The sequence below is a fragment of the Streptomyces griseus genome, from assembly GCF_001715295.1.
In the GTDB taxonomy this organism is placed as follows: domain Bacteria; phylum Actinomycetota; class Actinomycetes; order Streptomycetales; family Streptomycetaceae; genus Streptomyces; species Streptomyces griseus_G.
Map to the genome: position 1 here is coordinate 1,618,098 of NZ_MDKB01000002.1, position 25,621 is coordinate 1,643,718.

21 protein-coding genes are annotated in these 25,621 nt (G+C 70.2%); 9 read left to right on the forward strand and 12 right to left on the reverse strand.

What is annotated here, in order from left to right; genetic code table 11:
* The first annotated feature begins 15 nt into the window (after positions 1-15).
* Entirely contained in the window at positions 16-558 is a 543-nt protein-coding gene (locus BA175_RS13880) for an RNA 2'-phosphotransferase (protein WP_069171577.1), read from the forward strand.
* Here BA175_RS13880 and BA175_RS29590 read toward each other — a convergent pair.
* Positions 515-895, reverse strand: a complete 381-nt coding sequence (locus BA175_RS29590) for a hypothetical protein (protein ID WP_254667864.1) — start codon at positions 893-895, stop codon at positions 515-517. The genes BA175_RS13880 and BA175_RS29590 overlap by 44 nt on opposite strands.
* A 201-nt stretch (positions 896-1,096) precedes the next feature.
* On the opposite strand from BA175_RS29590, the gene BA175_RS13885 reads away from it, so the two are divergent.
* Entirely contained in the window at positions 1,097-1,993 is an 897-nt protein-coding gene (locus BA175_RS13885) for an LLM class flavin-dependent oxidoreductase (protein WP_175420823.1), read from the forward strand.
* A 345-nt stretch (positions 1,994-2,338) separates the two neighbouring features.
* Positions 2,339-3,184 carry a Cof-type HAD-IIB family hydrolase gene (locus tag BA175_RS13890; protein ID WP_069171578.1) on the forward strand — a complete coding sequence of 282 codons (846 nt, stop codon included), beginning with the start codon at positions 2,339-2,341 and terminating at the stop codon, positions 3,182-3,184.
* 259 nt (positions 3,185-3,443) lie between these two features.
* On the opposite strand, the gene BA175_RS13895 is transcribed toward BA175_RS13890, so the two are convergent.
* The 5 genes from BA175_RS13895 to hisC form a co-directional block, all read right to left on the reverse strand.
* Positions 3,444-5,144: a sensor histidine kinase gene (locus tag BA175_RS13895; protein ID WP_069171579.1), complete on the reverse strand. Its 1,701-nt coding sequence runs from the start codon at positions 5,142-5,144 to the stop codon at positions 3,444-3,446.
* Between the two features lie 170 nt (positions 5,145-5,314).
* Positions 5,315-8,869, reverse strand: coding sequence for a thiol reductant ABC exporter subunit CydD (gene cydD / locus BA175_RS13900; RefSeq protein WP_069171580.1), 3,555 nt, complete (start codon positions 8,867-8,869; stop codon positions 5,315-5,317).
* A gap of 48 nt (positions 8,870-8,917) precedes the next feature.
* On the reverse strand, positions 8,918-9,928 hold the full coding sequence (cydB, locus tag BA175_RS13905) for a cytochrome d ubiquinol oxidase subunit II (RefSeq protein ID WP_069171581.1): 1,011 nt from the start codon (positions 9,926-9,928) through the stop codon (positions 8,918-8,920).
* Positions 9,929-9,946: 18 nt separating this feature from the next.
* A complete protein-coding gene (locus BA175_RS13910) occupies positions 9,947-11,455 on the reverse strand; it encodes a cytochrome ubiquinol oxidase subunit I (protein WP_069172107.1) in 1,509 nt (502 codons plus the stop codon).
* A gap of 375 nt (positions 11,456-11,830) precedes the next feature.
* Complete coding sequence (gene hisC / locus BA175_RS13915) at positions 11,831-12,910, reverse strand: histidinol-phosphate transaminase (protein WP_069171582.1); 1,080 nt, start codon at positions 12,908-12,910, stop codon at positions 11,831-11,833.
* A gap of 425 nt (positions 12,911-13,335) precedes the next feature.
* Between hisC and BA175_RS13920 the strand changes: the two genes are divergently transcribed.
* The 3 genes from BA175_RS13920 (at position 13,336) to BA175_RS13930 (ending at position 16,845) form a co-directional block, all read left to right on the forward strand.
* The gene (locus tag BA175_RS13920; RefSeq protein WP_069171583.1) at positions 13,336-14,445 is read left to right on the forward strand and encodes a LacI family DNA-binding transcriptional regulator; all 1,110 of its coding nucleotides are present in this window, start codon (positions 13,336-13,338) and stop codon (positions 14,443-14,445) included.
* A gap of 174 nt (positions 14,446-14,619) precedes the next feature.
* Positions 14,620-15,678: a metallophosphoesterase gene (locus BA175_RS13925; protein ID WP_069172108.1), complete on the forward strand. Its 1,059-nt coding sequence runs from the start codon at positions 14,620-14,622 to the stop codon at positions 15,676-15,678.
* A 345-nt stretch (positions 15,679-16,023) separates the two neighbouring features.
* On the forward strand, positions 16,024-16,845 hold the full coding sequence (locus tag BA175_RS13930) for a hypothetical protein (protein WP_069171584.1): 822 nt from the start codon (positions 16,024-16,026) through the stop codon (positions 16,843-16,845).
* 188 nt (positions 16,846-17,033) lie between these two features.
* Here BA175_RS13930 and BA175_RS13935 read toward each other — a convergent pair whose 3' ends face one another.
* Together BA175_RS13935 and thiC are read right to left on the reverse strand one after the other, a co-directional pair.
* Positions 17,034-17,390 (reverse strand): DUF805 domain-containing protein, encoded by a 357-nt coding sequence (locus BA175_RS13935; RefSeq protein ID WP_069171585.1) that lies wholly within the window; start codon positions 17,388-17,390, stop codon positions 17,034-17,036.
* Positions 17,391-17,762: 372 nt separating this feature from the next.
* Positions 17,763-19,547 (reverse strand): phosphomethylpyrimidine synthase ThiC, encoded by a 1,785-nt coding sequence (gene thiC / locus BA175_RS13940; protein ID WP_069171586.1) that lies wholly within the window; start codon positions 19,545-19,547, stop codon positions 17,763-17,765.
* Positions 19,548-19,744: 197 nt separating this feature from the next.
* Here thiC and BA175_RS13945 point away from each other — a divergent pair, with 197 nt between their 5' ends.
* Positions 19,745-21,100: a YibE/F family protein gene (locus BA175_RS13945; RefSeq protein WP_069171587.1), complete on the forward strand. Its 1,356-nt coding sequence runs from the start codon at positions 19,745-19,747 to the stop codon at positions 21,098-21,100.
* Between the two features lie 72 nt (positions 21,101-21,172).
* Here the strand turns inward: BA175_RS13945 and BA175_RS13950 are convergent, their stop codons facing one another.
* The 4 genes from BA175_RS13950 to BA175_RS13965 form a co-directional block, all read right to left on the reverse strand.
* Positions 21,173-21,610, reverse strand: a complete 438-nt coding sequence (locus BA175_RS13950) for an SsgA family sporulation/cell division regulator (protein WP_069171588.1) — start codon at positions 21,608-21,610, stop codon at positions 21,173-21,175.
* A 101-nt stretch (positions 21,611-21,711) separates the two neighbouring features.
* On the reverse strand, positions 21,712-22,446 hold the full coding sequence (locus tag BA175_RS13955) for a helix-turn-helix domain-containing protein (RefSeq protein WP_079159638.1): 735 nt from the start codon (positions 22,444-22,446) through the stop codon (positions 21,712-21,714).
* A 334-nt stretch (positions 22,447-22,780) separates the two neighbouring features.
* Positions 22,781-22,990, reverse strand: coding sequence for a DUF5326 family protein (locus BA175_RS13960; protein WP_069172110.1), 210 nt, complete (start codon positions 22,988-22,990; stop codon positions 22,781-22,783).
* A 126-nt stretch (positions 22,991-23,116) separates the two neighbouring features.
* Entirely contained in the window at positions 23,117-23,434 is a 318-nt protein-coding gene (locus BA175_RS13965) for a cupin domain-containing protein (RefSeq protein ID WP_069172111.1), read from the reverse strand.
* A 76-nt stretch (positions 23,435-23,510) separates the two neighbouring features.
* Between BA175_RS13965 and BA175_RS13970 the strand changes: the two genes are divergently transcribed.
* Both BA175_RS13970 and BA175_RS13975 read left to right on the forward strand, forming a co-directional pair.
* On the forward strand, positions 23,511-23,888 hold the full coding sequence (locus BA175_RS13970; protein WP_069171589.1) for a phage holin family protein: 378 nt from the start codon (positions 23,511-23,513) through the stop codon (positions 23,886-23,888).
* Positions 23,889-23,951: 63 nt separating this feature from the next.
* Positions 23,952-25,076, forward strand: a complete 1,125-nt coding sequence (locus BA175_RS13975) for a cystathionine gamma-lyase (protein ID WP_069171590.1) — start codon at positions 23,952-23,954, stop codon at positions 25,074-25,076.
* Positions 25,077-25,621 lie beyond the last annotated feature (545 nt).

The window sequence follows — 25,621 nt, forward strand, 5'->3', positions numbered from 1 at the left end:
AGGCATTCTGTCGGAATGAACGATCATCGCACCGTGAAGGTGTCCAAGTACCTTTCGAAGCACTTGCGTCACCAACCGGAAAGGATCGGGATCACTCTCGACGCGAACGGCTGGGTCGCCATCGACGAACTGCTGCTGGCGTGTGCCCGGCACGGTTTCACCGTCGGCCGGGCCGAGATCGATCACGTGGTCGCGTCCAACGACAAGAAGCGCTTCGCCGTGGCGGACGGACGCATCAGGGCGAGCCAGGGCCACACCGTACCGGTCGATCTCGGCCTGTCACCCGTCGATCCGCCGCCGTACCTCTACCACGGCACAGTGGCCCGGGTGCTCGATGTCATCCGCACGGAGGGGCTGCGCCCCATGGCCCGCCACCACGTCCACCTCTCACCCGACCGTGAGACGGCCACCCGCGTCGGCGCAAGGCGCGGAGCCCCTGTGGTGCTGTCCGTGGACGCCGGTGCCATGCATCGGGCAGGCCACTCGTTCTACGTCAGCGCGAACGGCGTATGGCTCACCGATTCGGTGCCCCCGCGCTTCCTGCGCCTGCGCGATTGACTCCCCGCCCGGCCGAGCCGCCGCAACCGCCGCTGTCCCCCGTGTTCGCCTCAGGCCACCACGCGTCCACCGGAGCGGACTCACCGCGGTGGGCGGCGTGGTAGGCGCGGATACGCTCGGCCTTGTCCGACACCTCGGCAGGGCCGACAGGGCCGTGCTCCGCTTCAACGGCGGCGATGTACTCATCGATGGCCTCGCGCTGGAGCTGCCGCTGTACGGCTTCCTCGATAGAGGAGGAGACGCCTTGCTTGCCGGGGCGTGCGCGGATCGCTTCCAGGGTCTCGGCGCGCAGGGAGACGCTGGTGACTCGGGTCTTGCCGGGGCGGGGCGTGTCCATAGGGGAAGTGCAGTACATGACCTATGAGCACTCTCGGCGCTCCGCGGTGCCCACCGGCGCCGGCGGCAAGCTTGGCTCAGCCCTGCCCAGCGTGCCCGCCGACGCCACGGTAGCGGCCGCCGTCGCGGCGTCGGCCTGGCTTCCCGAATCTGCTCCGTCGGCATATCCGTGACAGCGGGATGCCCGCGTATCGTCGAGGTCATGCGTCTGAGCACGGTGATCCTCCCCATCCACCGATGGGCCGAAGGGCAGAAGATCTGGCGGCGGGCCGAAGACCTCGGCTTCCATGCTGCGTACACCTACGACCACCTGGCCTGGCGGTCGTTCCGGGACGGGCCGTGGTTTGGTGCGATCCCGACGCTGACAGCGGCAGCGTCGGTCACGCGGAGTATGCGGTTGGGTACCCTCGTCACCTCTCCCAACTTCCGGCACCCGGTGACCCTCGCCAAGGACCTCATCACACTGGACGACGTGTCCGGTGGGCGGATCACGCTCGGCATCGGTGCGGGCGGGAACGGGTTCGACGCCACGACACTCCGCAGGGCCGGCGAGGAACCGTGGACGCCCCGCGAACGCGCCGACCACTTCGAGGAGTTCGTACCGCTGCTCGACCGGCTGCTCAGGGAGCCGACGGTCACCTACGAGGGGCAGTTCTACGCGGCGAACGAGGCCCGCAACATCCCCGGCTGCGTCCAGCGCCCGCGGCTGCCCTTCGCCGTGGCGGCCACCGGACCGCGCGGCCTCAAACTCGCCGCACAGTACGGTCAGGCATGGGTCACCACGGGCGACCCGAAGCTGTACGAAGCCGGGACCCCCGAGCAGTCCGTAGCAGCGATCCGCAGCCAGATCTCCCGGCTCGGCGTGGCAGGCGAGGCGGTCGGCCGGGACGTTTCGGGGATGGACAGGATTCTGCTCACCGGCTTCACTCCCGACCGGCCGCTGCAGTCCTTCGACGCCTTCGTGGACTTCGCGGGAACGCACTACGAGCTCGGTTTCACGGAGATCGTCCTCCACTGGCCGATACCGGACTCCGATTTCGCCGCGGACATGAAGGTGTTCGAGCGCATCGCCACCGAAGGCCTCGCCCAGCTCGGCTGACCATCCCCGTTGCGTGACCGCACCGGCCGACACGGCCGATGCTGGCCTCCGGCCCGGTCGGTCACGGCAGCCGGGCCCACCGCAGTCCTGAAGCCCGGACAGACGCCGGCAGCGGCTCAGTCACCGGAGGGTGCGGCCGGCCGGTGACAGGGCCGGTCGGGGACGCGGTGCGCGCAGCCCGGCCACGACCGACCCCGAGCCGATGGGCAGCCGAGGGGCGCACACCCCGGTCTCGACGCCACGCTCCAGGCATATGCCTTTGGTATGTACGGAGTTCAGCGGCTCGCGCTCTCATATGTGCGCCCCCCTGCACTCCCGTGCGGGTACGTACGGGAGAATGGCGGGGTGACCTCAGCGACCGACACGCCTCTGCCTGCCGTTACCCGGCTGATCGCCACCGATCTGGACGGCACCCTGCTGCGCGACGACAAGACTCTGTCGGACCGTACGATCGCGGCCCTCGCGGCGGCCGAGGAAGCGGGAATCGACGTCTTCTTCGTCACCGGCCGGCCGGCGCGCTGGATGGACGTCGTCAGCACCCACGTCCACGGCCACGGCATGGCGATCTGCGCCAACGGCGCGGCTGTCGCCGATCTGCACGCGGACGGCCGGCTGATCGAGGTCCGGCCCCTGGACCGGGTCGCAGCCCTCGAGGTGGTCGGCCTTCTGCGCGAGGTGGCTCCCGGCACGTCGTTCGCCGTCGAACTCACCACGGGCATCCACTACGAACCGGCCTACCCGCCGTTTCACCTGGACCCGGGAGCCACCGTGGCCGTAGCGGAGAAGCTGCTCCACGAGGAGGCGCCCGGCACCGGTGCTCCGGTGCTCAAAGTCCTCGCCCACCACCCCGAACTGGCTCCGGACACCTTCCTCACCGCTGCCCGCGAGGCCGCGGCGGAGCTGGCCTCGTTCACCCGCTCCAGCCCCACCGCGCTGTTGGAGATCAGCGGGCACGGTGTCTCGAAGGCCGGCACGCTCGCCGCCTGCTGCGCGGAGCGTGGCATCACCCCGGCCGAGGTGGTGGCCTTCGGGGACATGCCCAACGATGTGGAGATGCTGAGCTGGGCCGGTGCCTCGTTCGCCATGGGAAACGCCCACCCGGCCGCCATCGCCGCCGCTTCGGGTGTCACGCTCACCAACAACGAGGACGGCGTGGCGGTCGTCATCGAACGCATACTCGCCACCCGCTGAGCCACGGCCGGACCCATCGATCGGAACGACCCGCTGAACCACCGGCCGGAGCTCCCGGCCGAACGCCCTGCCGGGACGTCTACGGACGGGCTTCCACGGCGCCTACCGCAAGCGTCAGCCGAGGCGGTACGCCGGAACCGGGCACACGCGGCCTTCGCGCCGGTCCCGCACGCCCGGCGCCGCCCTCCCGGTCCCCCACGTCCCGGGCCACGCCCTGCCGCGCTCCCCGCCCGGGGCGGCGCCCCGGAAGCGCGGGGCGTCAGAGCGGGACCTGCCAGACCAGCGTCGTACCGCCGCCGTCCTCACCCGCCCCGGGCCCGAACCAGCTGGATCCGCCCAACGCCTCGGCACGGCGCGCCAGATTGCGCAGGCCGCTGCGCCTACCGCTGTCCGGGATGCCCACGCCGTCGTCCGCGACCGACAGCCGTACCGCCTCCCGGCCGTCCGGCAGGATGGCCGTCGCGTCCACGGTCACCTCGACCCGTGAGGCCGCGGCGTGCCGGAAGGTGTTGGACAGCGCCTCGCGCAGCGCCGCGATGAGGTTCTTGCCCGCGAGCTCCCCCACGAGCGATTCGACGGGGCCGACGAAACGGTGCGTCGGCCGGAAACCCAGAGGGACCGCGGCCAGGTTGATCTCCCGCAGCACCCGGGTCCGCAGCCCCGGCGGGGCCTCGGTCTGCTCCGGCTGCAAGGCGAAGACGGCCGTGCGGATCTCCTGGATGGTGACGTCCAGTTCGTCGACGGCCCGGCCGACGCCGGACCGCACCTCGGGGGCCACCGCGAGGCGCTGGGCACGTTCCAGCATCATCCCGGTGGCGAACAGCCGCTGGATGACGAGGTCGTGGAGGTCACGGGCGATCCGGTCCCGGTCCTCGAACACGGCGAGCCGCTCCCTGTCCCGCTGGGACTCGGCCATCTTGAGCGCCAGCGCGGCCTGCGCGGCGAACTGGGTGGCAAGGGTCCGCTCCGTCCCCGTGAACGGCCGGTCGCCCCGCGCGCGAGCCATGGCGAGGGCGCCGAGCACCCGGCCTCCGCTGCGCAGGGGCAGCAGCATGTGGGGGCCGTACCGGCCGGCCAGTCTGGTGATCACGCGGGTGTCGGTGGCCGCCTCGTCGACGAAGACCGCTTCACCCGCGAGGAGCGCCGCAGCCGTGGGACTCTCCGGCGGAATGATCAGTCCCAGGGAGACGGACGGTGTCTCCCCGGCGGCGGCGACGATCTCCAGGCCCCCGCTCCCCGCGGGCAGCAGCACGATCCCGGTGGCGGCCTCGGCCAGCCGGCGTGCCTGCTCGGCGACGACGGTGAGTGACTCGTCGGCATCCCCGCCGGACAGGAGTGCCGTGGTGACGGCCACGGAACCGTCGATCCACCGCTCGCGCTGCCGCGCCGCCTCGTACAGCCGCGCGTGACCGACGGCGATCCCGGCCTCCGTGGCGAGCACCCGCAGCACGTTCAGGTCGTCGTCACCGAAGGTCCCTCCGCCGCGCTTCTCCGCCACCCGCAGATGGCCGAAGACCTCCCGCTGGACCCGGATCGGGACCTCGAGGAACGTGCGCGTCTCCGGGTGGTCGGGCAGCAGCCCGTCGCGGCGCGGCCCGGCCGCCGGATCGGCCCGCGGGGCCCGGCCGGGCTCGTGGGTCGTCGCGCCCGCGAGACCCGTGACGCCGCCGGACCGGCCGGTCGCCCGGGCGTCCTCCTGGGGGAGGCCGTACGTCACGAGATCGGGCGGTCCCTCACCGGACACGTCGTCCACGGCGACGGCGGCACGACGGGCCCCGGTGAGTTGGGCCGCCGTCTCGCCGATGCGGGCCAGCGTCGAGTGGAGAGCTTCCGGCCCGGCGCACGTGGTGGCTTCCACCAGTCCCGGCACGCGCGCGGTCAGTCCGGCCGCGGGCCCCCGCAGATCTCCCCGTGCCGCGTTCCGGGCATCGGCCGAGTCCTTCGCGTCCTGCTCGGGCATACGTCGAGCCTAAGGGGTGTCCCGCGTTCCTGGAGGATCAGTGCCTGGCGTCGGAGGCGGTGCGCCGCCGGGCGAGGGACCGACCCAGGCCTGGTGTGCATGGCCGTTCCGACGACCCGGCGAGGTGCGGCAGCCGGCGTCGCGCGTCCGCCGGACCGGACGGCCTTCGTTCACGCATGCTGCCCGGAAGAGGTCGGCCACGCGGCCCTTCGGCCACCCACGAGCACCCCGGGTTCCCGCTCGCGGTCCAGCATCCGCCGCAGGGGCCCGTCCTGGGCGGCCAGCGCGGCGTAGGCCCCCCGTTGTGCCACCCGGCCCGCGTCCAGCACCAGGACCTCGTCCACGGCCTCCAGTCCGGCCAGCCGGTGCGTGATCAGTACGGTCGTGCGCCCCCTGGTGGCGTCCAGCAGGTCCGCGGTCAGGGCGTCGGCCGTCGCCAGGTCGAGGTGTTCCGCGGGCTCGTCGAGGACGAGCACGGGGAAGTCGGCCAGGAGCGCGCGGGCCAGCGCGAGCCGCTGACGCTGCCCGCCGGAGAGCCGGGCGCCGTGTTCGCCCACCAGGGTGTCGAGCCCGTCCGGCAGGGACCGGACCCAGTCCCCCAGCCTCGCCCCTGCGAGGGCGTCCCACAGTTCCTCGTCCGTCGCCCCGGTGCGGGCCAGGCGCAGGTTCTCGCGGACGGAGCTGTCGAACACATGGGCGTCCTGGGCGCACAGTCCCAGGAAGCGCCGCACGGTGTCCCCGTCGAGCTCCGACGCCTCGACGCCCCCGAGGCGGTAACTGCCCTCCCGGGCGTCCAGGAAGCGGAGCAGGACGTGGGCGAGCGTCGTCTTGCCCGAACCTGAGGCCCCGACCACGGCCACCCGCCTGCCGGGGAGCAGCGTCAGGTCGACGGAGTGCAGGGCGTCGCGCTCCGCACCGTCGTACCGGGCCGACAGCCCCCTCACGACGAGCGGGAACGGTGACGCGGGCACGTCGGCCGGTGCCGCGGGCTCCCGGACGGGAACGGGAGCGTCCAGTACCTCGTGGACCCGTTCCGCGCTGCGCCTGACCCGTCGGCGGTACTGGACCGCGAGCGGCAGGCCCGTCACGGCCTCGAAGGCCGCGAGCGGGGTGAGGACCACGACGGCGAGTTCGACACCCGCCAGCCGCCCGTCGTGCACCGCGGGCAGGGCGACGACCGCCGCGCCCACCACGGTGAGCCCGCAGATCAGGGCGGAGAGTCCGCCTCCGAGCGCGGTCGCCGTCGCGGCGCGCGAGGCGATCCGGGTCAGGAGCGCGTCGGCCACTCGTACCCGTTCCCTGCGTGCGGGCAGCGCGCCCGCGACCGTCAGTTCCGCCGTCCCTTCGAGAAGGTCGGCGACCCGGACGGCCAGCGCGGCCCGGGCGGGGGACAGCCGACGGTCCGCGTGCCGGGCGCAGGCCGCACTCACCAGGGGCACGCAGACGCCCGCGAGAAGCAGCCCGGCGGCGAGCACGGCACCTGCCTGGGGGAGCAGCCAGCCGGTGAACCCGACAGCCCCCGCCCCGACCAGGACGGCGGTGCCCGCGGGCAGGAGCCAGCGCAGCCAGTAGTCCTGCAGCGCGTCCACGTCCGAGACGAGCCGGGACAGCAGGTCACCGCGCCGCACCGTCCGCAGGCCGGCGGGCGCGATGCGCTCGAGCCCGCGGTACACGGCGACCCTGAGGTCGGCGAGCATCCTGAGCACCGCGTCATGGGACACCAGGCGCTCCGCGTAGCGGAAGACCGCCCGGCCCATTCCGAAGGCGCGGGTCGCCGTGACGGCCACCATCAGATAGAGCACCGGCGGCTGTTCGGAGGCCCGGGAGATCAGCCATCCGGAGACGGCCATGAGGCCGACGGACGACCCCACGGCCAGGCTTCCCAGCAGCAGCGCCAGGCCGAGCCTCCCCCGCCGGCCACCGGCCGCCCGCCGCACCCGCGCGAACACCCGGCGCCCGGCACCTACAGGGGCGTCCACGAGCGCCCCGTACTCCCCCGTGCCGGCCGGCTCACCCGGAGCCGGGGCGGGGGCGGTGATCCGGTGCTCGGGCTCGGTCGCCGCCGGCGCGCCACTCACCGTGGATGCCGGTTCACGGGGCCCCAGCGCCACCACCCGGTCCGCGACCGCCAGCAGTGCCGGACGGTGCACGACCAACAGGACGGTGCGTCCCGCCGCGAGCCGCCGTACCGCATCGACGATGCCGGCCTCCGTCTCGCCGTCGAGGCCGGCCGTCGGCTCGTCGAGCAGCAGCAACGGCCGGTCGGCGAGGAAAGCCCTGGCCAGCGCCAGCCGTTGCCGTTGGCCGGCGGAGAGTCCGGCGCCGTCCTCGCCGAGCACCGTTGCCGTCCCGTCGGGGAGGGCGGCCACGAAGGCGTGGGCGCCCGCCTGCCGGAGAGCTGCCGCGACCGCGTCGTCGTCCGCCTCGGGACGGGCCAGCCGTACGTTCTCGGCGATCGTTCCCGCGAAGAGGTGGGGGCGTTGCGGCACCCAGGCGATGTGCTCGCGCCAGTGCCCGGGGGAGAGGGCCGAGAGATCGGTTCCCCCGACGCGTACGCGTCCCTCGTCCGGTACCGCGAACCCCAGGATCACGTCCAGCAGCGTGGACTTGCCGATGCCGCTGGGGCCGACCAGGGCCACGGTCTCGCCCGGCTCCACCACCAGGGAGGCCGCGTCCAGCGACGGCGCGGCACGGCCCGGACGCCTGACCGTCACGCCCTCCAGCTCGAGTCGCAGCGAGGCCGGCACCGCCTCGTCGCCGGCCGCCCGGGGCTGCGTCTCCAGTACGGCGAAGATCTCCTCGGCCGCCGAGAGCCCCTCCGCCGCCGCGTGGTACTGCGCTCCGACCTGGCGGATCGGCAGGTATGCCTCGGGCGCCAGGATCAGGACGACGAGTCCCGTGTACAGGTCGAGTTCGCCGTGGACGAGCCGCATGCCGATCGTCACGGCGACCAGCGCGACGGAGAGGGTGGCGAGCAGTTCCAGGGCGAAGGAGGAGAGGAACGCGATCCGGAGGGTCTTCAGGGTCGCCCTGCGGTACTGCGCCGTGATCGTACGGATCGACTCGGCCTGTGCCTTGGCCCGGCCGAACACCTTCAGGGTCGGAAGCCCGGCGACGACGTCGAGGAAGTGGCCGGACAACCGCGACAGGAGACGCCACTGGCGGTCCATCCGGGACTGGGTGGCCCAGCCGATCAGGATCATGAAGAGCGGGATCAGCGGCAGCGTCACCACGATGATCGCTGCCGACACCCAGTCCTCGGTGACGATCCTGGCCAGAACCGCCACGGGGACCACGACGGCGAGCCCGAGCTGAGGGAGGTAACGGGAGAAGTAGTCGTCGAGGGCGTCGACACCCCGGGTGGCCAGCGCCACCAGGGACCCGGTGCGCTGCCCGCCCAGCCAGTCGGGTCCGAGCTGCGCGGCCCGCTCGACGAGCCGGCCGCGCAGCTCGGACTTGACCGCGGCACTCGCACGGTGAGCGGCGAGTTCGGTCAGCCAGGCCACGCAGGCCCGGCCCAGTGCCACCGCGGCGAGCAGCACCAAGGGCGTACGGAGCCCGGCAGTGGTCAGCCCGTCCTCGAATCCGCCGACCACCACCTCGGCCACGAGCATGGCCTGAGCGATCACCAGCGCCGCTCCGGCCATACCGAGGGCCACCACGGCCGCCAGGAAGAAGCGGGTGGTGCGCGCGTACCGGAGCAGGCGCGGGTCGATCGGTTTCACGTGAAACAGCTCCCCAGGGTGCTCATGGCGTTCGTCCGCCCGGTGCGTTCAGTGGGTGGGGTGGGCATCGGCTATGTGCTGGGTACCGATGCGCTTGCGGAACACCCAGTACGTCCACCCCTGGTAGAGCAGCACCACCGGGGTGGCGACGCCCGCACACCACGTCATGATCTTGAGGGTGTAGGGGCTGGACGAGGCATTGGTGACCGTGAGGTTCCATGCGTCGTTCAGCGAGGACGGCATGACGTTCGGGAAGAGAGTGAGGAAGAGCATCGCGACCGCCGCCGCGATGGTCAGGCCGGACAGGGCGAACGACCACCCCTCGCGGCCCCGTGCGATGGCACCGATCGCCGCCACCAGCGACACCGCGGCGACCACCAGGGCCAGCAGGCTCCATCCGTCACCGTGGTCGGCCTGGGTCAGGATCAGGAAGGCCAGCGCGAGCACGGCCGTGACGGGCCCGGTCTTCAGGGCCAGCCTGCGCGCCCGCTGCCGGATGTCCCCCACGGTCTTGAGCGCGGCGAAGACCGTGCCGTGGAAGGTGAAGAGGAACAGCGTGACCAGCCCGCCCAGGAGGGCGTACGGATTGAGCAGGTCCGTCAGGCTGCCGACGTACTCCATGTCGGCGTCGATCTTCACGCCCCGGACGATGTTGCCGAAGGCCACTCCCCAGAGCACGGCCGGGATCAGCGAGGTCCAGAAGATCGCGTGCTCCCAGTTGGTCTGCCAGCGCACCTCGGGCCGCTTGGCGCGGTACTCGAAGGCCACTCCGCGCACGATCAGACAGATCAGGATGACCAGCAGCGGCAGGTAGAAACCGGAGAAGAGCGTGGCGTACCACTCCGGGAAGGCGGCGAATGTCGCACCGCCGGCGCTGAGGAGCCACACCTCGTTCCCGTCCCAGACCGGGCCGATCGTGTTGATCAGGACCCGTCGCTCCGTGCGGTCACGGGCGAGCAGTTTGGTGAGGACACCGATGCCGAAGTCGAAACCCTCCAGGAAGAAGTAGCCGGTCCACAGGACGGCGATGAGTACGAACCAGACGTCGTGGAGTTCCATCTCTCAGCTCCGCTGCTCTCAGTAGGAGAAGGCCATCGGCCGGTCGGCGTCCTGGTCGTGACCGCCGATCCTGGTGGGCGGATTCAGGTCGTCCTCGGTGAGCTCCGGCGGTCCGGCCTTGACGTACTTCAGGAGCAGCCTCACCTCGATCACGGCGAGCACCGCGTACAGGGCGGTGAAGACGATCATGGAGGTGATGACCTCACCCTGTGATACGCCGGGGGACACCGCGTCGCGGGTCTGGAAGACGCCGTAGACCACCCAGGGCTGGCGGCCCATCTCCGTGAAGATCCAGCCCCACGAGTTGGCGATCAGCGGGAAGAGCATGGTCCAGAGGGCAGTGATCCAGTAGAGCTTGGTGAGCTTCGGGCTCAGTACCTTGTTCCCGAAGAGCACCAGATGCGGCACCTCGTCCTCGCCGGTGCGCAACGCCTGCGGCACCATGAACCTCTTGCGCGTCAGCCACAGGCCCAGCAGGCCGAGCATGAGGGACGCCATGCCGAACCCGATCATCCAGCGGAAACTCCAGAAGGCCACCGGGATGTTGGGCCGGTAGTCTCCCGGCCCGTACTTCTCCTGCTCCGCCTTGTTGATGTCGTTGATACCGGGCACGTAGGAGGTGAAACTGTCGTCCGCGAGGAAGGACAGGACTCCCGGGACCGAGATCTCGACGGTGTTGTGTCCCTCGGCGACGTCACCGACCGCGAAGAGCGAGAAGGGTGCTCCGTGCTCGCCCTCCCACAGGGCTTCGGCCGCCGCCATCTTCATGGGCTGCTGCTTGAACATCACCTTGCCGAGCACGTCACCGCTGACGGCGGTGAGCAGGCCGGCGACCACCACGGTGACCAGTCCGAGCCGAAGAGAGGTACGCATCACCGGGATGTGCTTCTTGCGCGCCAGGTGGAAGGCGGCGATGCCCACCATGAAGGCGCCGCCGACGAGGAAGGCGGCCGTGATCGTGTGGAAGAACTGGGCGAGCGCGGTGTTCTGGGTGAGCACGTGCCAGAAGTCCGTGAGTTCGGCACGGCCGCGTTCCTCGTTGATGCGGTAGCCGACCGGGTGCTGCATCCAGGAGTTCGCCGCCAGGATGAAGAACGTCGACAGGACGGTGCCGAGGGAGACCATCCATATGCAGGCGAGATGGATCTTCTTCGGCAGCTTGTCCCAGCCGAAGATCCACAGCCCGACGAAGGTGGACTCGAAGAAGAAGGCGATCAGCGCCTCGAAGGCGAGCGGGGCGCCGAACACGTCACCGACGAACCGCGAGTAGTCGGACCAGTTCATGCCGAACTGGAACTCCTGCACGATGCCGGTGACCACACCCATGGCGATGTTGATCAGGAACAGCTTGCCCCAGAACTTCGTGGCCCTGAGGTACTTCTCGTTGTCCGTGCGCACCCAGGCGGTCTGCAGGCCGGCAGTGAGCGCGGCGAGGGAAATCGTCAGAGGGACGAACAGGAAGTGGTAGACGGTGGTGATGCCGAACTGCCATCGCGCCAGAGTCTCTGGTGCCAGAGCTAGGTTCACGCCCATTTCTCCTTGCGTCGCCGCGATCACAGCCGCAGCCCGCCCACCCAGACCCATTGATCACGGGAGAAAACGGGACGCGCTTGTGAACGCGTTCACATTCACAAGCAATTATGGCGCACGCACTTTCGATCTCTTCGACGGGGGGTGGTTTTCGGCCGATGACCGCACAATCAGGTCGTCGGCGGGCGGCCGGGGCTCGGCTCCGCGTGCGGGAGGGGCGGACGGGCATCCGCACCGGGGGCCGGAAACCACGTCACCAGCACCACGGAACACAAACGCCGATGGCCCCCGGACCTCAGTGGTGAGGTCCGGGGGCCATCGAAGTGCATACGGGCCGGAGCCTCACGCTCCCCGCCCGTACCGAGATCGCGCCTACAGTCCCTGCCGGTACGACTCCGCCACCTTCAGGAACGCGTCGTTCGCCTCGGACTCCCCGATGGTGACCCGCACGCCCTCCCCTGCGAACGGCCGGATCACCACCCCAGCGCGTTCGCACACCGCGGCGAAATCGGACGTCCGATCCCCGAGCCGCAGCCAGACGAAGTTGGCCTGGGACTCGGGAACCGTCCAGCCCTGCCGTACCAGCCCCTCGTGGACCCGGGTGCGCTCGCAGACCAGGGAACCGACCCGGCCCAGCAGTTCGTCCTCGGCGCGCAGGGAGGCGACCGCGGCGTCCTGGGCGACCTGGCTGACGCCGAAGGGCACCGCCGTCTTGCGCAACGCCGCCGCGACCGGCTCGTGCGCCACCGCGAAACCGACCCGCAGACCCGCCAGCCCGTACGCCTTGGAGAAGGTCCGGAGCACCGCCACGTTGGGCCGGTCCCGGTAGATCTCGATGCCGTCCGGCACCTCGGGGTCGCGGACGAACTCCTTGTACGCCTCGTCGAGCACCACCAGCACGTCCGCCGGCACCCGGTCGAGGAACCGCTCCAGCTCCGCCCTGCGCACCACCGTCCCCGTCGGGTTGTTGGGGTTGCAGACGAAGATCAGCCGCGTACGGTCGGTGATCGCGTCCGCCATCGCGTCGAGGTCGTGCACGTCTCCGCCGGTCAGGGGCACCTTGACCGACGTGGCACCGCTGACCTGGGTGATGATCGGGTACGCCTCGAAGGAGCGCCAGGCGTAGACGACCTCGTCACCGGGGCCGGAGGTGGCCTGGAGCAGCTGCTGCGCGACCCCGACCGAGCCGGTTCCGGTGGCGAGGTGCGAGACCGGCACACCGAAGCGGTCGGCCAGCTCGTTCATCAGGCCGGTACAGGCCATGTCCGGGTACCTGTTGAAGTGGGCGGCGGCGGCGAGTGCCGACTCCATCACGCCCGGCAGCGGCGGATACGGGTTCTCGTTGGAGGACAGCTTGAAGGCGACCGGTCCGTCGGCGGCCGCCGGCTTCCCCGGTACGTACGCAGGGACGCCGTCCAGCTCGGCGCGCAGCTTGGGGCTCGTCTCGCTCACCGCAGGTCCTCCTCGACCGTCTGTTCACATCAATACTGCTCACCTTATGAGGATTGGCCTCCCCTGCGAACGGCCCGGGACGAATCGGCCCGGAGCACCGCCCCGGGACGGGAGCCGACGGGCGGATCCCGCTCCCCGGGGACGGCCCGGCCCGGGCGAGGAGGGGGGAGCGCCGAGCTTTTCGACGCACGCCGGTGGCTCGCGCCCTGGCGCGCATCCCTCGAAGAGGTGAGTTGAGACCTCTTCGAGACATGGGCCCTACGGCAGGCACGCACACACCGACACCTGTCTTATCGATGCCAGATCCGGTAAGTACCTTTTTTCGCAAGGTACTTACTCTCTCGCCGCCTTGCAGAAACGTGCCTGCCGACGCATGCCTGTGCGTCCGGCCCGACCCACCGTCTGAGCCCTACTATCGGCTCGCTATGACAGCAGCAGGAAAGCACCAGGTGAGCCGGACAGAGACGCCCCGGCGCAGTCGGCCGGGGCGGGCGGGGATCCGGGACGTAGCCGCGGCGGCCGGGGTCTCCATCACGACCGTGTCCGACGCGCTCAACGGAAAGGGCAGGCTCCCGGACGCCACCCGCCGCCATGTCCGCGAGGTCGCCGAACGACTGGGCTACCGCCCGTCCGCCGCGGCCAGAACCCTCCGTACCGGCAAGTCGGGGCTCATCGGCCTGACCGTGACCACCTACGGAGATGAACCTTTCACCTTCACCGAGTTCGCGTACTTCGCGGAGATGGCGAGAGCCGCCACCTCGGCGGCGCTCGCCCGCGGGTACGCCCTCGTGATCCTGCCCGCCACCTCGCGGCACGACGTCTGGTCCAACGTGGCCCTCGACGGCACCGTGGTCATCGACCCCTCGGACCAGGATCCCGTGGTCACCGAGCTCGTGCGCCAGGGCCTGCCCGTCGTCTCGGACGGCAGGCCGGCCGGAACCCTTCCGGTGACGGCCTGGGTGGACAACGACCACCGGGCTGCCGTGCTCGACCTCCTCGACCATCTCGCGGCCGCCGGCGCGCGCCGCATCGGCCTGCTCACGGGCACCACCACCGACACGTACACCCGTCTCTCCACCACCGCCTACCTCCACTGGTGCGAGCGGGTCGGCCAGGATCCGGTGTACGAGTCCTACCCGGCCCACGACCCCTGCGCGGGTGCCGTGGCCGCCGACCGTCTCCTCGCCCGGCCCGACCGCCCCGACGCGGTGTACGGCCTCTTCGACCCCAACGGGACCGATCTGCTCGCCGCGGCCCGCCGCTACGGCTTACGGGTCCCCGAGGACCTGCTGCTGGTCTGCTGCAGCGAGTCCACCGTCTACGCGGCGACGGAGCCGCCCATCACGACGCTCTCGCTCAAGCCCCGCAGGATCGGCACGGCGGTCGTCCAGCTCCTCATCGACGCCATCGAGGGAGTCGAACACGACGGCACCCTCGAGCAGGTGATACCGACGGAACTCATCGTCCGGACGTCCTCGCAACGGCGTCCGCCCCGCACCACGGTCAGTGCGCCTCGCTCACCGGCCGGGGATTGATCCCCTTAATCCGGACCAAACGGCCGGTGAACCACGTGTGGGCCCGGATTCACCACCCCTGGTGCGTCACACAGCACGATCCGCGTTCCTATGATGGGCGCACGACACCGCGGACCACCTCTACCAGGCAGGGCCCGTCAGGTGTACGGCGGCGCGACGGTGGTGGAGGGGTCGATGACTCAGGGGGCCGGTCAGGAACCCGTAGTGCGGACTGCGACGTTGCGTGACTTCCGCGTACCGCCGTATGCGCAGGCGCCGATGCCCCCGCCCGTGCCGCACCCCGGCAACGTCAGGGCGGGCGGCGAGCCGCCGGAGGGGTACACCCCCACCGAGCGCGACCTTCCCGTCATCAACCGCGGCGACACCGTCCAGGTGCGGGCCGCGGGCGAGACGCGTCCGGCCGGCGACGAGGGCCGCGGGCCCCTGTACGTCGTCGGGGACGTCCACGGCTACCTCGACGAACTGCTCGCCGCCCTCGGCGAGCAGGGCCTCGTCGACGCCGACGGCCACTGGGCCGCGGGTAACGCACGTCTCTGGTTCCTCGGGGACTTCACGGACCGTGGACCGGACGGCATCGGCGTCATCGACCTCGTGATGCGGCTCTCCGCCGAGGCAGCGGCGGCGGGCGGGTACTGCAAGGCGCTCATGGGCAACCACGAGCTCCTGCTCATCGGCGCCAAGAGATTCGGTGACACCCCGGTCAACTCGGGCGCCGGAACCGCCACCTTCCAGGCCGCCTGGCTGCTCAACGGCGGGCAGAAGACCGACATGGAGCGGCTCCAGGACGTCCACCTGCAGTGGATGGCGCGCCTCGACGCGGTCGTGGAGGAGGACGGCCACCTGCTCATGCACTCCGACACGACGGCCTACCTCGATTACGGATCCACCATCGAGGACGTCAACGACACGGTGCACGCCATCCTGACGCGGCATGACGCCGACGAGTGCTGGGACCTGTTCCGCAAGCTCACCAAGAGGTTCGCCTTCCGGGACGAGGGCGGGGCGCAGGCCGTGCGGGACCTGATGTCGACGTACGGCGGCCGGCGGATCGTCCACGGTCACAGCCCCATCCCGTACCTGCTCGGCGAGGTGGGGTCGGAGGACGGCGAGGACAGCGAGCGCACCGTGGTCGACGGTCCGCACGTGTACGCGGACGGGCTGGCCATCGCCATGGACGGTGGAGTGACCATGGCCGGAAAGCTCCTGGTCGTCCAACTCCCCCTGCCTGACTGACGGTCGCCGGGGAAGAGGCATCACGACCTGACTCCGCGGTCGGCCGGACCTCAGGGCTGTCCCGCACTTCCCGGTGGATCAGCGTGCGGCGTCGGATGCGGTGCAGCGCAAGGCGGAGGGACGTCCGCATACTGCATGTATGTGGACGTTCCGACAACGCGGCGAGGTGCCGTAGCTGCCGTCGCGCGCCCGCCGGGAAGTGCGGGACAGCCCTTATTTCCGGAAACCCCCTGTCACGCCGTGCCGTAGTCGCTCTACCATCGGCGTATCCGTAGCAGGCTCTCCTCCGTTCTGCCCGGTCGCCCGGCCCCACGCGGTCGATCAGGCCCTACGGAGCATCGGGGGATGCAGATGAACAGCGCTCCGCACCTGCTGGCCGAGGACCGCCCCGAGTACGAGCGGATCCTGGCCGACGCCCTGCGCCATGCCCGCGAACGCCCGGATCTGGACGGCGTCGGGGACCGGCTCAACGCGGAACAACTACGGACGAGGGCACTCGACGCGACCGCGTTCATCACGTCCGCAGCAGCCACCGAGTACGAGCACTACGTGAAGGCCCGCGCCGAACTGCGCGCCTCGGCGGCCGGGGCGTCGGAGGAAGCTCCGGGGACGGCCGAGGGTGAAGCGGAGCGCACGGGCGCCGGGACGGTGGCCGTGATCACCGCGCTGGCCCCCGTGCTCGCCGGAACGGCGGCCCTCATATTCCTGCTGTTCGGCTACCTCCTGAAGGCCGTGAGCCCCTCCCTGGCCTTCGCCGCCACGATGGTCACCGCCGGATGGGTCTTCGCGTCGGTCGCCGCCGCGGCCATACTGATGGCCGCGATAGGGCTCCTCGTCACCGCATTGCGCAACGGCGCCACGGCACTGCCGGCGGTCGACGAGGGGGGCGAACTGCCCGAGGAGGTCGCGCGCGCCCGGGAGGCCTGGCGCCACGCCCTGCTGGAACGCGGCATCCTGCCCTTCCTGCGGGACTCCCTGGCCGATCCGACGGCGGGACCCGCCGCCCGGATCCCGCACCCGTCCCCCGACCGCATCCCGAAGATCGGCTACAGCCGGCCCGCCTTCTCCGGCCCGCAGGACGGCCCGTCCGCCGGGCCGCGGCCCACTTTCACCAGCCCCGATTTCACCAGTCCCGACTTCGGTGGCCCCGAACACCGGCCTGAGTGAATACGGCCCGGCGTCCACGATGCCACCTCCCGTACTCACGGTGCGGCCCGTCGCGTACGGGTGGCGGCCCGCCGCACGACGTATCCGTCCCAGCACCTCGCCCCCTGCTCCCGGCACGGCAGAGGCCGGGACGGCTCACTGCCGTCCCGGCCTCTGCCGTGCCGCGAAGCCCCTGCCGGGGCACGCCATCAGACTCCCTGGGGAGCCAGCTTCGGGTCGGCGCCGTACTCGTTCGGCCCGCGCACACCCTCGAGGCACATGAAGACGAGCAGGATGATGCCGCCCACCAGAGGGACGAACGCGATCAGGAACCACCAGCCGGAGCGGCCGGTGTCGTGCAGCCGGCGGAAGACGACGGCCAGCGTCGGGACCAGCACCGCGGCCAGGTAGACGAAGTACGGGATCTGGGTGTCGATGGCCGCGCCTATCGCCACCAGCACCAGGGCAACGATGAAGTTGAAGAGTACGAACATCCAGTACTCCTTGCGGCGCGCACGCCCGCTGAAGCCCGCGTAGTTCTTGAGTACGTCCAGGTACCAGTTCACTGTGCATCCCTCCCCGGGCGCCCCCCGTCGGGGCGCACACATTTCGGCCAAGCACAGCGGAACATAAAGCACAGATAAGTGCGCGTCAACAGCCTTCGAGCTGCTGCGAGAACGTACATCTACCTGCTGCAATACCGTGTCCATACCGTCGCCGAACTGCCGCCGAAGGGCTCGCCGGAGAGCACTTCCCGGCCGAGACCGGACGCGACCGGACGCGACCGGACGCCCGTCACCGATCCGGCGGGACAGCCGGGAGGAAACGGCGGCGGCGCTGCCCGGGGCCGGGTGGCCCCGGGCAGCGCCGCCGGAGGGGAACACGACCACCGGTCGAACACCGTTCGATGTCCCCCCGGTTGGGCAGTGCGTCCCGGCTCAGTCCGCGATCGGGAGGTAGACCCTGTTCCCCGCCGCCGCGAACTCCCTCGACTTCTCGGCCATGCCTGCCTCGATCTCGTCCTGACCGGCGCCGTGCTGACGGCGGATGTCGCGTGAGATCTTCATCGAGCAGAACTTCGGTCCGCACATCGAGCAGAAGTGGGCCGTCTTGGCCGGCTCGGCGGGCAGCGTCTCGTCGTGGAACTCCCGTGCCGTGTCCGGATCGAGCGCGAGGTTGAACTGGTCCTCCCACCGGAACTCGAAACGGGCGTCCGACAGCGCGTCGTCCCACTCCTGCGCTCCCGGGTGCCCCTTGGCCAGATCGGCCGCGTGCGCGGCGATCTTGTACGTGATGACTCCGGTCTTCACGTCGTCCCGGTTCGGCAGCCCCAGGTGTTCCTTGGGGGTGACGTAGCAGAGCATCGCCGTTCCCCACCAGGCGATCATCGCCGCCCCGATGCCCGACGTGATGTGGTCGTACGCGGGTGCCACGTCGGTGGTCAGCGGGCCCAGCGTGTAGAACGGCGCCTCCTCGCAGATCTCCTGCTGGAGGTCGATGTTCTCCTTGATCTTGTGCATCGGCACGTGGCCCGGGCCCTCGATCATCGTCTGGACGCCGAAGCGCTTGGCCACGGTGTTGAGTTCACCGAGGGTGCGGAGTTCGGCGAACTGCGCCTCGTCGTTCGCATCGGCGATGGAGCCCGGCCGGAGCCCGTCCCCCAGCGAGTACGTGACGTCATAGGCCGCGAGGATCTCGCAGAGCTCCTCGAAGTGCTCGTAGAGGAACGACTCCTTGTGGTGCGCGAGACACCACGCCGCCATGATGGAGCCCCCGCGGGAGACGATGCCGGTCTTGCGGCGGGCCGTCAGCGGGACGTACGGCAGCCGGACTCCGGCGTGCACCGTCATGTAGTCGACGCCCTGTTCCGCCTGCTCGACGACGGTGTCCTTGTAGATCTCCCACGTCAGCTCCTCGGCCCGGCCGTCCACCTTCTCCAGGGCCTGGTACAGGGGCACGGTTCCGATCGGCACGGGGGAATTGCGCAGGACCCACTCACGGGTGGTGTGGATGTTGCGGCCGGTGGAGAGGTCCATGACCGTGTCCGCGCCCCACCGGGTGGCCCAGGTCATCTTGTCCACCTCCTCCTCGATGGAGGAGGTGACGGCGGAGTTGCCGATGTTCGCGTTGACCTTCACCAGGAACCGCTTGCCGATGATCATCGGCTCGATCTCGGGGTGGTTGACGTTGGCCGGCAGAACGGCCCGGCCCGCCGCGATCTCCTCGCGCACGATCTCCGGCGCGACGTTCTCCCGGATCGCGGCGTACTCCATCTCCGGGGTGATGTCGCCCCGGCGGGCGTACGCGAGCTGGGTGACCGGCCGGCCGTCACGGCTGCGACGAGGCCGGCGGGAGCGGCCCGGGAAGACCGCGTTCAGGTTGCGCAGTCCGCCCCGGGGCGCGGTGTGCTTCACCCCGTCGTCCTCGGGACGCGTGGGGCGGCCGGCGTACTCCTCGGTGTCCCCGCGGGCCGCGATCCAGTTCTCCCGCAGGGGCGCGAGTCCCCGCCGGACATCGGTCTCGACGGTGGGGTCGGTGTACGGCCCTGACGTGTCGTACAGCGTCACGTCCTTGCCGTTGGTGAGGTGCACCTGACGGACAGGCACCCGGAGTTCCGGGCGCGAGCCCTGGAGGTACCCCTTGTGCCAGCCGATGGACTTCCCGGCCTCGGTCTTCTGCGCGTTCTGCGCCGAGGCAGGCGTGCGTGCGTCCGCTGTGGTCATGAGACCTACTCCCTACGCCGGCATTACCCGGTAACAGGTTCGTCGGTCGGCGCAGCGTTTCCCGTAAGGAAATACGGAGGTCAGCGCCCTCTCAGCCCGGTGCTCCGAGCTCCCGCGTGTGCAAAGGTGTCTCCACGCTAGCCTCCCTCCTGGCGTGCTGGCCAGAGGGCCTCCTTCGTTCTTGGGATGATCGCAGGGTGACCTCCCCCGGAAACTCCCCCGAATCCCCCGGCCACCCGGCAGGCAGCACGCACTCCCCTGCGCACGGCCACACGCACAGCCACGGCCCCGCGGCACCCGTGTCCAAGCACCTGCGTAAGGTCATCGCCGCGGTCCTGATCCCGTTCGCCACGGCCGTCCTGGTCGGTCTCGTCGCGTTCTGGCCCGGCGGTGCCCCCGCGCACGAGCGCACGGGCGTCGGCTTCGACCGGCAGACCCAGGACGGCAAAGTGGTACGGGTCGACAAGGTCGACTGCGCGGACGTGAACGCCGCCCAGGTGCCCCCGACCGGGGACACGTCCACGCCTTCGGGCCGCGAGGCGGTCGCCGAACAGTCGGGGCTGTGCAAGAAGGCCACGGTCGAGGTCACGAGCGGCAAGGACAAGGGCCGCACGTTCGTCGAGGTCGTCCAGCCCGACGCTCCCCGGCAACTGCGCGAAGGCCAGGGGGTGGTCGTGGCGTACGCTCCCGACGCCCCCCACGACCTGCAGTACTCGGTGACGGACGTCGACCGTACGTTCCCGATGACCCTGCTGGCCGGTATTTTCGCGCTCGCGGTGGTCGTCGTGGGAAGACTGCGTGGGCTGATGGCCCTGATCGCGCTGGCGATCTCGTTCGCCGTGCTGACGCTGTTCATCCTGCCGGCAATCCTGCAGGGCTCGAACCCGCTGGTCGTCGCGGTGATCGGGGCCAGCGCGATCATGCTGATCGCCCTCTACACCTGCCACGGTCTGACGGCTCGCACCTCCGTGGCCGTCATCGGCACGCTCATCTCGCTGCTGCTGATCGGACTGCTGGGCTCCCTCTTCATCGGCTGGGCGAGCCTGACCGGCAACACCGATGACAACACGGGTCTCATCCACGGGCTGTACCCGGAGATCGACATGAGTGGACTTCTGCTGGCCGGCGTGATCATCGGCTCGCTGGGTGTGCTCGACGACGTGACGGTGACCCAGACCTCGGCGGTCTGGGAACTGCGCCAGGCGGACCCGACCATGGGCGTACGGCAGCTGTACCGCGCGGGCATCAGGATCGGGCGCGACCACATCGCGTCGGTCGTCAACACGCTCGTCCTGGCCTACGCGGGCGCGGCGCTGCCCCTCCTCCTGCTCTTCTCCATCGCACAGAGCAGCGTGGGGACGGTCGCCAACAGCGAACTGGTCGCCGAGGAGATCGTCCGGACCCTCGTCGGATCGATCGGCCTGGTCGCCTCGGTGCCGGTGACGACGGTGCTCGCGGCGCTGGTGGTCTCCGCGGACCGCACGGGGCTCGGCGCGGGAGCCGGAGCTCCTGCACCCGTACGGACCGGGAAGGGTCGGCGCCGTAGGGCCTGACCGGAAGCACCGGGCCACCGCTCCGTGTCCTCGTGCTCCGCTGTCGTGCGGCGTCCAGGCGTCCTTCCCTGGTCAGCCGGCGTTCTGCTCCTTGGCGAGAATGCGGCCCAGCGCCTCCTCCAGATTTCCGTCGAAGTCACCCAGCGTGTGCTCCTGACCCAATGGCACCAGCTTGTCCGTACGGTCGAGAAACGCCACAAGAGGTGCGGTGCCGGCCCGGAAGAGAGCGCGGTCCGCACCCACCTGAAGACGGATATGTACGTCCGACAGCCCCTCCGGCTCGGTGGGAGCGATGTGCACATCGCCGTCACCGCTGGGGCTGTTGAGGCCGTCGAGCAACAGCTCGCGGCCGAACGCCCAGGTGACGGGGGCGTCGCCGGGCAGGTGGAAGGTCATCCGGATCGCGTACGGATCACCCACCTCGTACCGGAGCTCCACCGGAATACGGAATGAAAGTTCCTCGGAGACGAGGAAGCTCATCATGACCTCTGCTTGAACCGACTCGCGCATCGTTCAACCCCGCAGTAGATGAATCTGGCCAGGAATGATCCCCCATGGCCCTATTGACGCCATCGTGGTGCACGCGATAGCGGATCACAAGGAGTGATTTTTCAGATACTGATAGAGAACACGAACGAGCGCAAGAGAGTGGTTACTTCGCAGCGTAGTTGTTCGATCGCAGCGAGCAACCGTTCTTCTTGTTCCAGAGGGAGAGAAACAGCCATCGCCGCCACGGCCGACCCGACGGTGATCGGAATCGCGGCACAGACCGTCCCCAGGGCATATTCCTGCCGCTCGACGACAGGCTCCGTCCGGTTCATGACCCTCAGCCGGTCGAGGAACTCCCGTCGGTCCCGTACGGAGTAGCGCGTGAGCTGCCGGACCGGGTGCCGGTCCAGATGGTCCTCGAGCGCCCGCTCGTCGAGCTGCCCCAGCAGACACTGGCCGAGGGCGTGGGCGTGGCCGGTCTCCGGGAACGCGGCCCACTCGCGCACGGCGGGGAACGCCGGGGTGTCGGCCACCGCGACCAGCTCGATCTCGCCGTCGCGGTACAGGGCGCAGTACACGGGGGCCCGAAGGGCGTCCGCCCATCGTGCGAGCGATTCGACGATCACGCCCGGCCGCGGGGTGGCCGGTCCCGCTCCGAGACGCTCAGCGGCGGCACCGAACAGGAAGACGCCGTTCTCCCTGCGCAGATAGCCCTCGTACGTCAGCGTGCGCAGGAGGTGGTAGGCGGTGGGCAGGGGCAACCCCGCCTCACGCGCGAGCTGCTTCGCCGGCGCCCCGTCCCGATGGGCGCCCACAGCCTCCAGCAGCCTCAACGCCCGCTGAACCGAGCCGATCAACGTCGGGACAGCGGTGGTACTCGATGCCGCGGTCACAGGTCACCCCCGGACATGGTGACGGGCGCTCAGCCCTCCCGCGGGGGCCGCCCCCACGGGCCCGCCGCGAGCCTGGGTCCGGGAGACCGGACGGTCGCACAAACCACTGAGCAGGATGGTGACGGTCTGTCATATCCCAGCCGCGGCAGCGTTGTGCAACTGTATCGGCACGCTCCGCAACCGTCGGAGTTTTGCCGCGTACTTAGCTCAGCTGGGCTAATCACCGGGCCGACCGTCCCGTGAGCCGCACCGTCCGGCCGGCCCGCCCCAGCCCCTCGGACGCCGGCCGGCGCCCGCCCTACCAGTCGCTGCGTGAGGAGGACGCCATGAACTTGCGTACGACGAAGATCAGACCGCCGACCAGGACGACGAAGACGAGCGCCTTGAACAGCAGGCCGATGACGAAGCCGACCACGCTGGCGATCAGACCTCCGAACACGACGATCGCGATGAGAGGCACCGCGACCCACTTCACCCACCAGGGCATCCCCGCGAACAGCTCCCGCATCGTCATCGTCCTTACCTCGTATCCGTGAGTTCCTGCTCCGATGCTAGAGGCGCGGAAGGGCCTCCCGGGGGGCCCGGAGCCCTTGAAGTCCCCTGAACGATCCCCTAGGGAGACCCGGGGAACGGCTCAACTCTCCGGCGGAGAGAAGACGACCATCACCCTGAGGTCCTCGGTGATGTGGTGGAACTTGTGGGCGGTCCCCGCGGGTACGTACACGACGCTTCCTCTGCCCACCTGGGTGGTCTCCGACCCGACGGTGATCGAGGCGCGGCCGCTGACGACGAGGTAGACCTCGTCCTGCTTGTGCGGCTGCTGGGGGTCGAGCTCACCGGCGTCCAGCGCATAGAGCCCGACGGACATGTTGCGCTCCCGGACGAACTGCAGATAAGCGCCTTCGTTGGCCGCGCGTTCCGCTTCCAGCTCGTCCAGTCTGAATGCCTTCATCGTCCGTCCGCCCCTCGCGCCGTTCTCGTCCGTCGGCCGGTGCCGACCACCGATCGTGTCTGCCACGATCAGACACATGAAGAATTTCGTAGTCAAGACGATCGCCAACGCGGGTGCGCTGGCCGTAGCCATCTGGCTGCTCCAGGACATCACGCTGACCGGTGACGACACCGGCCGCAAGATACTCACGCTGCTCGTGGTGGCGCTGCTGTTCGGCCTGGTCAACTTCGTGGTCAAGCCCGTGGTGAAGCTGCTCACGCTCCCCTTGTTCATCCTGACACTCGGGCTGATCACCCTGGTCGTCAATGCCCTGATGCTGATGCTGACCTCATGGCTGGCCGGCGTCTTCGACCTGGACTTCCATGTGGACGGTTTCTGGACCGCGGTGCTGGGCGGGCTGATCATCTCGGTCGTGTCCTGGGCCCTCAACGTGGTGCTCCCCGACGAGGACTGATACATCCCCTCCTGACACAGTGCGGAGCGGACCGGAGAACACCAGGGAGAAGAGGAAACCACGATGAGTACCACGGGCGACGGAACACGGGCCGTACGGGCGGGGCTGCCCGAACCGGAGCAGTACGGGCCCACGCTGCCCGGCCCGGTCTTCGCCGCACATTTCCATCTGTCCGGCGAACCCGTGGGCCCGTACACCTACGGCCGTGAGACCAACCCGACGTGGACCCACCTGGAACGGGCCATCGGTGAGCTGGAGGCACCGGGGGAGCAGGTCGAGACGACGGTCTTCGCCTCCGGGATGGCGGCCGTCTCGGGGGTGCTGTTGTCCCAGGTACGCGCCGGCGACATCGTGGTCCTGCCCGCCGACGGCTACCAGGCACTTCCCCTGGTCCGGGAACAGCTGGAGGCGTACGGCGTCGAGGTACGCACCGCGCCGACCGGTGGGGACGCCCAGCTGGCGGCCATCGACGGCGCGAGACTGCTGTGGATCGAGACCCCGTCCAACCCCGGGCTCGACGTCTGTGACGTGCGCAGACTCGTCGCCGCCGCACATGCGGCCGGTGCGCTTGTCGCCGTCGACAACACGCTTGCCACCCCTCTCGGCCAGCGCCCTCTGGAGCTGGGCGCGGACTTCTCGGTGGCCAGTGACACCAAGGGGACGACCGGTCACGGTGACATCCTGCTCGGCCATGTGACCTGCCGGGACCCGCAGCTCGCGGCCGGCGTACGGCGCTGGCGCAAGGTGGTCGGCGCGATTCCCGGACCCATGGAGGCCTGGCTCGCTCACCGCTCCCTGTCCACGCTCCAGCTGCGGATCGACCGGCAGTGCACCACCGCGCTCGCGCTCGCGGAGGCTCTTTCGCAGCGCGCCGAGGTGACGGGGCTTCGCTATCCGGGTCTGCTGGGCGACCCCTCGCATCGGATCGCCGTGCGACAGATGCGGCGCTTCGGTTCCGTGGTCTCCTTCGTGCTGGCGGACAAGGAGACCGCCGAGCGCTTCCTGGCGGGGCTTCGGCTGGTCGACGACGCGACGAGCTTCGGCGGCGTGCGCTCCACGGCCGAGCGCCGGGCCAGGTGGGGAGGCGACGCCGTACCGGAAGGCTTCGTCCGGTTCTCGGTCGGCGCCGAGGACCCGGCCGACCTGCTGGCGGACGTGGCACGCGCATTGGACGAAGCGGTGCGCTGAACATCCGGACGAAGCGGTGCGCTGATCGGCGCCACCGGGCGGCGCCGATCGGCGGGCGGCCCGGGACGGGCGTCGATCAGGCCGGCCCTGCAGACGGGTGGTCCGCTTCCCCCCGCGATGCGGACCTCACCGGTTCTCGGTGTACACGACCTATCGGCAAAGGTAGTTGCCGATCCGTCACCGTCCCCTTGCATGAACGACTGCCATTTGCCGGCATCTCCGTGGTGGGGGGGTGCGCGGGCGACGCGAAGGTGGCAGGTGCACCCACGGGCCTGGCGCTGCTGCGGACGTTCGCCACGGCGTACGCCCCTTCCCGAGGGCAGCCGCCACGGCTCGGCCCTCCCGGTCGGCCGTCACCTCGCAGGTCCGCGCACAGAGCGACACCCGGACGCCCGCTCGTCCCCCACACGGCCCCTGGAGTGCGCGGTGGTGCACGTCGGCCTCGCCACCCTTCCCCGCACCTCTGCCACACGCGTCGGAGCGTGATGCGCTCATGGACCGGCTCGGCTCTCGAGGGTGCCCCTGCTACGGGCGTACCTTTTCTT